Source organism: Peribacillus sp. Bi96 (genome assembly GCF_918698115.1).
Lineage (GTDB): Bacteria > Bacillota > Bacilli > Bacillales > DSM-1321 > Peribacillus.
Genome location: NZ_CAKKLV010000024.1, coordinates 60,747 through 72,750, shown reverse-complemented (window position 1 = coordinate 72,750; position 12,004 = coordinate 60,747). Strand labels below are relative to the sequence as shown.

Here is a 12,004-nt window from a genome sequence, read left to right as displayed (position 1 = left end):
GTTCTGCGGGCGTTGTTCCCGGTACGTTATTTGCCGTAAAAGAAAAATTAAACCCGACGCGAGCAGAGATGATTGAATTTCTTTTCACTTCCGCTGCCTTCGGGTTCGTGGTTGCAAACAATGCTTCCATTTCTGGAGCGGCTGGTGGCTGCCAAGCAGAAGTGGGCTCGGCAAGCGGGATGGCCGCAGCTGCGATTGTGGAACTGGCCGGCGGTACACCAAGCCAAGCCGCAGAAGCGATGGCAATCACATTGAAAAATATGCTTGGATTGGTTTGTGATCCAGTGGCTGGATTGGTTGAAGTTCCTTGCGTGAAACGTAACGCAATGGGTGCATCCAACGCAATAACGGCAGCTGATATGGCACTTGCAGGAATTACGAGCCGCATTCCATGTGACGAAGTGATCGATGCCATGTATAAAATAGGATTGACCATGCCAGTTGCGCTTCGCGAAACGGCAGAGGGCGGCCTGGCTGCCACTCCTACGGGGCGTAGATTGGCAAAGGAAATATTCGGTTCATATAAATAAACATTCAGTCCCATTAACAACAGATTTGTTAATGGGATTTTTAATTTGCATGTAATGTGAAGTTGAAGTTGAAAAGGAAAATAGAGGAAATAAGAGGGATTTGGCGTTTCCGTACTGGGAGAGAAGTACAATCGGTCTGTAGTCTGAATTATCAGTTAATATGGAGCCATAGCCACTTTGTAACTTATTATTTTCAATGATAAGATGAGTACGGAATTCAATATGGGAAGGATTGATGCTTCATTAATTTTCTCGATCTAACGTACACGTCGGCAATGGAAAAAGCAATGTTTCAAGCTCATGGGATCGGCTATGCACTATATGCTCAAAAACTGGAGCAACGGATAATGGTTGAACAAGGACGGGAACAGGATCATTTACAAGGCAGGCGTATATCAGAGGGGATGAGGGCCAATCTTTTTTTGAGGAATGAATCTTGATTTACGAAATCAGATAACTTAAAACGGAAAAATCATAAACCATAAACAAAAGAGAGGGTAATCTTAAGGATTGCTCTTTTTTGTCTTGATGTCACCCTAAATAAACCTAAGAACCATGTAATTCTGTTAAAAAGAAGGAAACAACCATTTTTCAATTGAATGTACGTGGAATGAGTGGAGGTTGATTTTGTTGGAGAAAAGAGCATTAAGGGTATCAGCATTACCTGAATACGAAGAAGAAATTGGACGGTGGTTATGGTGTTTGGAAGATGTTCGCCGTACGCTTATAACGGAATTAACGGGAATCAGCCAAAATATACTTGATACGAAAATGGATGAAAGGCAAACGATTGGCTCGTTGTTATATCACATTGCGTTGGTTGAAGCAGATTGGTTATACGAAGAGGTACTTGTTACGGAATGGGATTCGGAAATACTCGCTTTGTTTCCATTAGAAAGCCGTTCTGAAGAGGGTGCCCTAACTCACATCGAAGGACAAACTTTGGAAGAACATTTTGACCGCCTGAATAAGGTGCGTGAAGTATTTCTTTCAACCTTTCGTTCAATGGATCTAAATGATTGGCGTGAACCAAGGGTGCTTGAAAGATATGACGTCACACCTGAGTGGGTCGTTTACCATTTGCTTGAACATGAATCACATCATCGGGGGCAGATTTTTCAACTGCTGAAGAAGTTACGGAATGAAATAAAAAGATACTGATAAGGGACCTTTTATATTTTGCAAAAGCCAAAGTAAGTAAGCCTGATGGTATGTGCTTTAAAAAGTCGAGTGCAATCACAAATTGAATGCAAATACACTGTCCAACAGCGGAAAAATTCGATCTATTTCAGGAAAATCGTTCTACATAGGAAAAGTCCGTCCTAGTGGCAAAAAATCCGACCTACAGCGAAACAAAAAAAATCTGTCCAGGCATTTTTCCTGGACAGATTTTATATGCTGCTTTTTTTTTAATCTATTTGATGATTATGACCGAATTTCGAGCGTAAGATGCTGCTGGCATACCCTATGAATCCTCCAACAATAGCAGGGATAATCCACCCTAGCCCTGCCTCATACAAAGGCAGGATTGCATTAAAGAAATCATTAATGACTGAAATGTGAATTCCGGCTCCATTTAATCCATCAAATAAACTGACGATGAATGTTAAAAGTAAGCTTCCTTGATAAACTTCAGGTCTCCCATGAAATAAAGAATGAAAAAATGTCAAGAAAATCAATACAATGGCTAACGGGTAAATGGCCGTCATTACAGGGACGGAAATGGCGATTAATTGTGTTAGGCCAATATTCGCGATGATAGCACTGAAAATCGATAAACTAATAGCAATTGTTTTGTAAGGCAGGTTTGGCAATAGTTTATGGAAGTACGTCGAGCAGGATGTAATAAGTCCAACGCTCGTTGTTATACAAGCTACTGTAATCATCAATCCCAATAATATCCCGCCATACGCACCAAAGTAGTAATCCGAGACTTTGGCTAAAACTACACCTCCATTATCCAAGTGACCAAGTTTTCCTACACTGGAAGCACCCATATAAGAAAGAGCTGTATAAATGGTTGCAAGGATAATGGCAGCAATGGCTGTTGCTTTTCCACAAACAATCATTATTTGTTTTTTTGTTTTAGCACCTTTTTCTTTAATGGCATTAATGATAATGATGCCAAAAACAAAAGAGGCTAGTGTGTCCATTGTTAAATAACCTTCTTTAAACCCATTAAAAAAGGGTTGAATGGTATAGTTCTTAACTGGAACTTGAAAATCCCCAATTGGATGAAGAAAAGCTACCACCACTAGGATTCCAATGAACGTTAACTTGATAGGTGTCAAAACTTTCCCCACAATTTCGACAATTTTCGCAGGATTGAGCGAAAGAAGACACGCAGTTGTAAAAAAGATGATGGTGAAAATAAGCAAAGGAAGCGGTCCGGAATTTTCGGGCAAGAATGGTTTTACACCTATCTCAAACGAAACGTTTCCTGTTCTAGGCATTGCAAATAATGGACCAATGGCTAAATAAAGAATGGTTGTGAATACAATTCCAAAGACTGGATGAACGCGGCTTGCTAAAGATTGTAAATCATCTTTACCTGAAAAGCCAAGTGCCAATACACCAAGTAACGGTAATCCAACCCCTGTTACTAAAAACCCAGCATTAGCAATCCAGATATTCGTTCCGGCTGATTGACCAAGCATCGGAGGGAAAATTAAATTTCCTGCCCCAAAGAATAGCGCGAATAACATGAAACCAATCACTACTATAAATGAAGATGGTACTTTATTAGACAAATTATAACCTCCATAAACCCAAAATTTACTATTGTGTAAAATTATTAAATTTTCTAAAAATTATACACAAACAAATATTTAAGACCGTATCGTATTATATCTAAATAAAATTGATATTTCAATATATTTTTTAAATTTTATTCTTTACCTTTATGACCAGATCCTCCATTTCCATCTTTCCTTATCTTATTTTGGACATCTATAAGCAACTCATACCATTAAGTTGGAATCGATGTTGAAAGATATAAGCAAAGACTTAGAATGGCAAGGGAATGTATTGGCATTGAGGGAATGAACATAAAAAATCCTTAGCTGATTGTTTTTATTTGTATGGTTTACAGGAGCACGGGGAGGAAATAGAAGGGAGACGAGAGGAAGACGCAGAAAAATTATTTAACATACAAAACGGCATTTAATGTGTTTGACGAGAATTCATCTAAAATATATAAGAAAGATGGAGAGCTTTGGATAACCACCTTAAATAATGAATGAAAAAAATCACGCGTGATTGGAGTAGAGGGGTGAAAATTAACGGCTTGGAAGGCGGGCTTTAATGAATTTTTTTTAGGATGCAACTTTTTTTCTTGCATTTCAAGGTCATCATTTAGGTGATTTCACATAAATTAAAACGATATTATTAAGTCATTCGCGAACTTGTTAAGCAAATGACAGCACACCATCACCACCGGGAAGAGGTCATATTTCCAATTCAAAGGGTACGCTACTGTCTTAAATCAATGGAGGTATGAGTATGATAAATTTTAAGTTTTTTCATGGGATCGTCACCATGATTAGTGATTTTGCCGTAGGGCAAAACGGTGAAGGAGAAGGCTGTTATAAATTAGTATCTGTAGAAAGCGGAGGAGCATTAGTGAATTTCGTTGTATCACCTACAACTTATTTTGTAGACCATGTAATCGTGTCAGTAGGGGATAGGGTAACTGGATATTATGATGGGAATGCACCAGTTCCGCTTATTTTCCCACCACAATATCGAGCACTTGTCATGGTAAGGGATAGTTCATATCAGAATGTGAAAGTGGATTACTTTAACAGTCAGTTGGAGAGCAGTGATGGCCAATTACGTTTAAATATATCCTCATATACTCAAATCGTCTTAACAAATGGTCAACCCTTTTCAAGAAACCCTGATAATCGAAATCTAATTGTCATCTATGGGCCTGCTACAAAAAGCATCCCCTCCCAAACCACACCCTATCGAATAATAGTTTGGTGTTAAAGGTTATTATAGTTGACGTTAAAGAGCCGATGATTGCGCTTCTTGAAAAAGGGGTGCCTTTTTTATTGCCTTCTCAAGGAAAATCCCTCAGCGTTATATATTGTAGTTATCTTAACTCAGAGAAAACTAAGAATAGATCACCAGCCACGGAAGATGGATTTTGAAATGTATCCAATTAATGATGGATATTTATGGTAAAATTTAAACCGTAAGAGGGATCCTAATGAAAAGGAGTATTTGAGAATTGTGTCGATGTTAATAAATCGTGTATAGTTCATTTCGTTTGCCAGGGACCCAACTTTCGTAACCTTTCGGGGGAGACTTATTAAAATGAAAAATCACAAGGGGGTGCGGGAATGTTTCCTATATTAGAAACTGAGCGGTTAGTTTTGAGAGAACTTATTGAATCTGACGCAATAGATATATTAAATTGTTTCTCTAATACAGATGTATTACGTTATTATGGACAAAATCCACTAATTAGTATAGATCAGGTGAAACAAATTGTCAGGAATTTTTCGAAAAATTATGATGAAAAAAGTGGTATTAAATGGGGGATTGAAAAGAAAGGTACAGAGGGTATTATCGGAACAATTGGGTTTCAAGAGTGGTCTCCTGAACATAGGAGAGCAGAAATAAGCTATGCACTTTTTCCTGAACATTGGGGCAATGGATATGCAACTGAAGCCGTTAGTAAAGTGATTTCCTATGGTTTTAATGATCTTGGTATAATGCGTATCGGAGCAGTTGTTTTTGTTGAAAATAAAGCATCTAATAAGTTGCTAACAAAATTAGGATTTGTAAATGAAGGAACTTTGAGAAATTATATGTATCAAAATGATGTTCCGTTCGATACTAATATTTATTCTTTGTTAAGGTGAAAAACATTGAGAAATATCTTATAGAATCAACAGGTTCTTGAGTTGCTTTGGCAGCTCTTTTTTCTTTTGGAGCGAAAGGGCAGGTTAGCTTCATGAGGAGAACAGTTCTTTCATGGCGCATAAGACACAAACTGTGCATTAAGGAAAAGCCTGAATATGGGCTTTTCCATAGTTATGTCCTGAATCGTTTGCATGAATAAATGAGTTTTTCCGTAGGTCCATCTTAATAATGTAAGGTGATAATGTTTCCATTTGAAAAAAGAGGTCCCGGTATGCTGCACCCTAAAATCAAATATGGATTTTGAGTTGTTTACTGAGACGTTGCATTTCCGAATTAATATAGGATTTGCTGTAATCACATCCGACAATAGCAACTATATTGCCGTCATCATCAATAATTGGTGCAAGGCTTGTTTTCCAATCACCGTACTTGTCTTCGTATATGGGAGTAACACCTGCTTTACCATTAAACGCCTGGTAAGCAACATTCATCATTTCTGGCGGACCGATGTATTCTTCCATTGGTTCAATTACAAAGCCTTTGTCTGCAACGAGGTGAATCAGACGTCCATCCTCCGTCATGCTAAAGATAAAGACCCATTCAATGACGCCTTCCTTTTCTTGAATAATGGTAAGCTTTTGTTTCAATTTTTGTGAATAGGAATTTGAGCGGTTCATGTTTTTTTGTAGACTGATAACCTCCTCAGCGGGAATGATTGCTGCAGTCACAACGGCAATGGAACGGAGCCGTTTATTTATTTGTTCTTCTAAAATGGCCCGTTTATTCACTGGTGAAAGGCGAGCCTCTTCAATTTTATTACGTATTTTTTTATATTTTCTACTCATCGTTGGCTGGCTAACTTCCAATACCTTCGCCGCTAATTTTAATGATTTGTATTGTTCCATTGCCATGTTGATCAGTTGTTCCTCCACAAGGTCGAATGCTTCTTGCAACGGCATTAGAAAATCGATTACTGGTGTTGAGGTGGGTTTGGCCCCTTTTAGAGGCAAGACCTCTTTGACCATTGCAACATCCACTACCGGTTTTCCGCTTGTAATCGCAAGCCTTTCCACTATATTTTCAAGTTCGCGTACGTTACCGGGCCATTGGTGGATACATAGCATGTCAATGGCATCTGGAGTGAAAGCCACCTTCCTATTGTAAAGTGTATTGTACTTTTGTAAAAAAAATTGAACTAGATAGGGGATTTCATCTACACGATTCCTAAGCGGAGGAAGGTCGATCGGTACGACATGAAGACGATAATATAAGTCTTCTCGGAATTCCCCTTTTTTCACCATTTTTTCGAGAGATTTATTTGTCGCGGCGATCACTTGAATATCAACAGGGTGGGAGGTCGAACTACCAATTGGTGTGACAACGCGCTCCTGAAGGACACGAAGCAGTTTTACCTGTACGTTAAGCGGTAACTCGCCCACTTCATCTAAGAATAAGATACCCTTATGGGCAAGTGTGAATTTTCCCATGGCACCGCCTTTCCTTGCGCTGGTAAAAGCCCCTTCTACGTAGCCAAACAGTTCGCTTTCAATCAGGTTTTCCGGGATTGCGCCGCAATTGACAGGTATAAACGGTCCTTCGCTTCTGTTCCCCATATTATGTATGGCCCTGGCAGCCATTTCCTTTCCTACACCGGATTCCCCCAATAATAGGACTGTTGCACTGACATCACAAACCATTTGCATTTTATGAAGAACATCATGCATGGATTTACTATGGATTACAAATGGGAAAGATAGTTTTTTCGATTCCACCGATGGCCCGGATTGAATCCCTGAAGTATCTGGGTAAGAGTCTTTAATTTCTTTGTAAGCCCAAACCCATTTCCCTGATTCAATCGGGTATGCCGTCACCAGTATTTCGAAACCCTCCCATGTGGACTGCATGAAAGTTTTTTTTTCATTATGGCCCATTACCTCTTCTGCCAAGCTCATAGAAAATAAATCTTGTTCCACATCCTTGATAGAACCACCGGCACTAGCAGATTTGACTGTATGGAATAAGGAATTCCTTGTTCCGGTCGATTCCAGGATGGTGCCTTTTTTATCTGTAACAATAAGCTGATCGTAAATAGACAAGAGTGCAGAGGTGAAGTGATCCATTTATGTCTACCTGCCTTTCATTTAACTTTCTAGCTTCAATACTACAGAAATTTCATAATTGTTCAATAGTTTCAAAAATGAATATTCTTCCTATTAAAAACCCTGTAAGCAAAGTGTTTCTGATTGGCATGGTTATTGCAATAAAGTAAAGAGAAGGGACTAAAAAGCATGATTGCAAAGGAGGTAGAAGCAATTTTGAATAAAGAGAATCAGTTTCAACAGAATATCAATTCAGAAGATCCCTTTATTAAAAGTCTATATTCAGATTTGAATGAGCGGATCTATGCGTATGAACAGGAGGATGCTGTGAAAGTCGACAAAATGAAATGGAAGGATGCGACAGGCTCTATTTTTTTCATGATTTTAATCATCATCTACTTAGTCTATGTACTTGTTTAATGTAGTTTACTGTTACACCACCTAGAACATTAACAGCCTCATTTCCAAGCAATTCAATCATTTTATCTAAAGTTGGGAGAGAAGTGTGTGAGTAAAGAGAATTCCTCCATTTCAAAGGATGTGGCTTTTGGATTTTTACCGGCAAGTAAAAGTGACCGGATTTTTAACCTTCGGGATTTAATTTTAATTCAGGTTGTTATTGGCCTCTCCTCTTTTGGGCTGTTAACTGGTGGATACACAGGTACAATGCTTGATGCAAAGCAGTCACTCGCAGCGATTTTATTCGGTAACGCCTTCCCTATGTTGTTGATTGTTCCCATTACCCTGTATTTTGCGCGCTATGGTATAGACACCTTTGTCGGGTTTCGAAGTTCACTAGGGTATCTAGGATCCAATATCTTTTTCTTTGTTTTTCTTATTTTAACTCTCGGCTATATTTCCATTGCACTGTTTATGTCTGGCCAGGCGTTAACAGAGGCTGCTAATTGGTTAGGGATGCCCGCCTTTTTCTCCAGCCATACAACGGGAGCGCCGATTTTCTCGATTTTACTCTTTATCTGTGCATTTCTTGTAACAGTGAGGGGGCCAGTAGCCATTCAAAAGTATACCGCAGTAGCCGTTCCGGTTTTTATGGTTCTCATGTTTGGCCTTCTCGCAATAGTCTTGTTTGGCCAGGGGTTCACGAAAGTTGCCAATATACTCCCTTCTGAACCGTTTGAAACGACTACACGTTCATTCGCGACAGCCCTGGAATTAAATATCGGTCTCGGCTTCTCATGGCTTCCATACCTTGGCCAATACAGCCGTTTATCTAAAACAGAAGGGGGAGCCTTTAAAGCGGGCTTCTACAGCTACGGAATCATCGTATGTATCGCAGCATTAGTTGGGGCACTTGCAGCTTTAGTCGCTGGTTCACTTGATCCTTCTGACTGGATGTTTTCAATCGCAGGCAGCTGGGGTGGATTCATTGGTTTGATTCTACTTTCGGTAGGGAATGTCGGTGCAGCCATTTTCCTTATGTACTCACAGGCTGTCAGCTTTAAAACTGTATTCCCGAAAAAGTCATGGATGATTGCGATGGGCACAACGGTACCAGCCATATTCTTACTTCTAAGCTCAACGTTTTACGATGCATTTGGTTCATTTATTGCGGTCATTTCCTTCATTATGGCTGTTATTGGTGGCATTGTTGTTGCAGATTACTTCTTAGTAAAGCGCCAACGAATTTCATTAAGAGATTTGTATGACACGCAAGGCTCTTACACCTATTGGAAAGGCATTAATCCTTCTGCAGTACTTACGGTTGTTATTGGGACTATCTCTTACTGGGCACTCTATAATCCATTGACTTTTGAGGCAAGCAACTTTTTTCTTTATACAGCTGCCGGCATTCCAACATACTTTGTCGCGTTAGTCACTTACTATGTTTCATCTAAATACATTTTCCGTTATGAAGTTGATATGGGTCGCTCATCTGTTGAATTAAAAAGAAGCCAAATAGAAAAAAAAGCACTATGAAGAATTTTGAAAACGAGAGGAGATTGTTCAATGTTTACACAAAGTTTAGAATTCAAAACCACTGATTTAGATACATTCCCGTTTCCATTCACTTCAGGTAACTATCGCTATTCAAATGACTTGAAAAGACTCTCAAACATTAACTGTATTGAAGTTACGCCAGAATACAGACTCCAAGTGGAAACGAAGCGGCGTCTCCTTCAAGAACAGCCACACATAAGGTTTCAATCATTTCCACACACATTAGAAATGCAATGGGAAGTACTGGAGATGCTTATCGACATGGCAACTGATCGCCATCCGGAGCATTACGAGGTCATAAAAGACGGAGACAACTGGACCTTCAAAAACCACATCTTTGGGGAATCCGATTCCTTCTTATTTGGCGATGCTAGCACGCTTCCAAATGAGCCGCTTGATTACATTGGCCGTCATTTCCACAATGATTTTGTGTTAATGGTTCATCGCGACAGTAACTTTTATTTGGAAGTGGGGCAAGTCTCATACGCCGCCCTCTTCTCAGCTAACTGGAATAAAGGCATGTCCTTCGATGAAATACATGCACCTGTTCCATTTGTATCGAAGAAAGGCGACGAGCTAGCAGAGCGTGTTCGTAAGTTTTTATTATCCATCGAGCCAGGAAAACCATGGACACGCATTAACTGGAACCTGATGGCGGACCGTTGGGATGTCAACTATGAAACGATGGATGTATGGGGGCCGCAACGTTCTGAAATAACACCAGAAAATGCAGGAAAGCTGGTTCGTTTGCGTGTTGAAGAACAAAAATTTTATCGCATGCCACGAAGCAATGCCATTCTATTCGTATTGAACACACAATTCCTGCCACTTGAAGATTTGACATTGCGCCAGGAGTGGTTTGATCTGACGTATAGCGTGCTGCAGGATATTCCTGAACCTATGGCGGAATACAAAGGAATTGCCCCATTTCTTCCACAATCGGTCGAATATTTAAGCCGCATTGATGAAGAACAAAAAGCGAATATAAACAATAAATAGGAGGAAAAGTGCCTTGTACAATAGTCCAGTATTGTTTGATAAATCTGTTACGATCGTAAATCATTTCACTCCACGGAATGAACGAAGAAAGTTTGTCGTCATTTCTGATCCAGCCGGATACGAAAAGGTGAAGAATTTCACTTCTGAAATTGCAGGTAAAGTGCCTGTCGAATGTCTTTCTATTAACGGAATGGATGATAAAGAGGAGATTAAGAGATTCATCTTGTCACAAAAGATGGGCACCCAATTTTATATTGCGGCTGCATGGAACAATGCCGTTATGGTCTTCTCATTGGGGGTAGAAGCTGGTCTATCTGAAGATGAGATTCAGACGGTGATCATCGGGCCTAAACGGCGCTACGTATATTGCATGAAATGTTTCGAAGTGTCGGAAGTCGCAGAAGAAGCGATAGCAGAATGTGACCATTGCAGCGCCAGTCTTGAAATTGGTCCTTTTTATTCAATCGTACGGGAAGGTTATATTGGTTACCCATTCATCCCAGTCGCAAAAGAAGAAGTAATAGGGAGCTGATCATCATGAGGATAGTAGGAAATATTCAAATGAAAGTAAACAAGATCATTCAAGAAACCCCTTTCGTGAAACAGTTCGAGTTGGTTCCAATTGATGGAATGCCATTGCCTGCCTTTACAGGCGGTTCGCATTTAACTACTTTCATGACGGCCGGAGATACGATTTTCGAGAGAGAATACTCGATTATCAGCCATCCAAGAGACCGCAAAAAATATGCCATTTCCATTCGTCGTGACGAGGCGTCTCGCGGAGGCTCCGCTTACTGGCATGACCAAGTAAAGGAAGAAACAAGGTTGGAAGTCAGTTTCCCTAAAAACAACTTCCCTCTCAGCTTTCGGGCAAAGCATCATGCTTTTTATGCAGCTGGAATCGGCATCACTCCATTTCTGGCAATGATGGAAGACATGGCTGCGGAAGGCCAAACTTTTGAACTCCATTATGCGGCACGCACACCGGAATTATGTGCGTATTATGATTTGTTAAAAGCGAAATATCCTGATCAATGCACCTTTTATTTTTCGCAGGCAGACGAGAAAAACAGAATGACGCCTGCGACGATGCGGGATCATCGCATTGGCACGCATGTGTATTTTTGCGGACCACTAGAGATGGTACAAGAGTATCGTGAAGCTGCCAGTTCATATGGTTATCCGGAACATGCCATCCACTTCGAATTATTTGCTACAAAAAATGATGGGCAGCAAGATCCTTTCATTGTTGACCTTATGGATAGAGATCGGTCCATCCACGTTCATGAAGGCGAAACACTGCTTGAAGCCCTTTTAAGGGAAGGAATTGATGCACCTTATTCTTGTAAAGTGGGCGGGTGCGGAAGCTGTGAGGTAGATGTCGCAGAAGGTGAAGTAGACCACCGTGATTTCTTCCTTACAAAAGAAAACCGCCAAACACGCAAGACCATCCTGACATGCTGCTCACGAGCGAAGGGCGATAGGCTAGCTTTAAAACTTTAATGATTAAATACGAGTTAAATAAAATAATGAATCGGAGGCATA

At 40.1% G+C, this 12,004-nt stretch carries 11 protein-coding genes; 9 read left to right on the top strand and 2 right to left on the bottom strand.

The genetic code is table 11. The features are described 5' to 3' along the window. Positions 1-530, top strand: a 530-nt coding sequence (gene sdaAA / locus LQ203_RS22515; protein WP_230161557.1) for an L-serine ammonia-lyase, iron-sulfur-dependent, subunit alpha, incomplete at its 5' end; no start/stop codon positions are given. Positions 531-1,160: 630 nt separating this feature from the next. Next, positions 1,161-1,691, top strand: coding sequence for a DinB family protein (locus tag LQ203_RS22510; protein ID WP_230161555.1), 531 nt, complete (start codon positions 1,161-1,163; stop codon positions 1,689-1,691). A 248-nt stretch (positions 1,692-1,939) separates the two neighbouring features. Here the strand turns inward: LQ203_RS22510 and brnQ are convergent, their stop codons facing one another. Continuing rightward, positions 1,940-3,280, bottom strand: coding sequence for a branched-chain amino acid transport system II carrier protein (brnQ, locus tag LQ203_RS22505; protein WP_230161553.1), 1,341 nt, complete (start codon positions 3,278-3,280; stop codon positions 1,940-1,942). Positions 3,281-4,031: 751 nt separating this feature from the next. On the opposite strand from brnQ, the gene LQ203_RS22500 reads away from it, so the two are divergent. Next, on the top strand, positions 4,032-4,520 hold the full coding sequence (locus LQ203_RS22500) for a hypothetical protein (RefSeq protein WP_230161551.1): 489 nt from the start codon (positions 4,032-4,034) through the stop codon (positions 4,518-4,520). A 356-nt stretch (positions 4,521-4,876) separates the two neighbouring features. Continuing rightward, a complete protein-coding gene (locus tag LQ203_RS22495) occupies positions 4,877-5,401 on the top strand; it encodes a GNAT family N-acetyltransferase (protein ID WP_230161549.1) in 525 nt (174 codons plus the stop codon). Between the two features lie 288 nt (positions 5,402-5,689). On the opposite strand, the gene LQ203_RS22490 is transcribed toward LQ203_RS22495, so the two are convergent. Further along, positions 5,690-7,522, bottom strand: coding sequence for a sigma 54-interacting transcriptional regulator (locus LQ203_RS22490; RefSeq protein ID WP_230161547.1), 1,833 nt, complete (start codon positions 7,520-7,522; stop codon positions 5,690-5,692). 195 nt (positions 7,523-7,717) lie between these two features. Here LQ203_RS22490 and LQ203_RS22485 point away from each other — a divergent pair, with 195 nt between their 5' ends. From LQ203_RS22485 to LQ203_RS22465, 5 genes are all read left to right on the top strand, one after another. Then, positions 7,718-7,921: a hypothetical protein gene (locus LQ203_RS22485; protein WP_230161545.1), complete on the top strand. Its 204-nt coding sequence runs from the start codon at positions 7,718-7,720 to the stop codon at positions 7,919-7,921. Positions 7,922-8,008: 87 nt separating this feature from the next. Continuing rightward, a complete protein-coding gene (locus tag LQ203_RS22480; RefSeq protein ID WP_230161543.1) occupies positions 8,009-9,439 on the top strand; it encodes a cytosine permease in 1,431 nt (476 codons plus the stop codon). Positions 9,440-9,469: 30 nt separating this feature from the next. Next, positions 9,470-10,459: a DUF3445 domain-containing protein gene (locus tag LQ203_RS22475; RefSeq protein ID WP_230161541.1), complete on the top strand. Its 990-nt coding sequence runs from the start codon at positions 9,470-9,472 to the stop codon at positions 10,457-10,459. 13 nt (positions 10,460-10,472) lie between these two features. Next, the gene (locus tag LQ203_RS22470) at positions 10,473-10,991 is read left to right on the top strand and encodes a hypothetical protein (protein WP_230161540.1); all 519 of its coding nucleotides are present in this window, start codon (positions 10,473-10,475) and stop codon (positions 10,989-10,991) included. Between the two features lie 5 nt (positions 10,992-10,996). Continuing rightward, positions 10,997-11,962, top strand: a complete 966-nt coding sequence (locus tag LQ203_RS22465; RefSeq protein ID WP_230161539.1) for a PDR/VanB family oxidoreductase — start codon at positions 10,997-10,999, stop codon at positions 11,960-11,962. Positions 11,963-12,004: the final 42 nt, after the last annotated feature.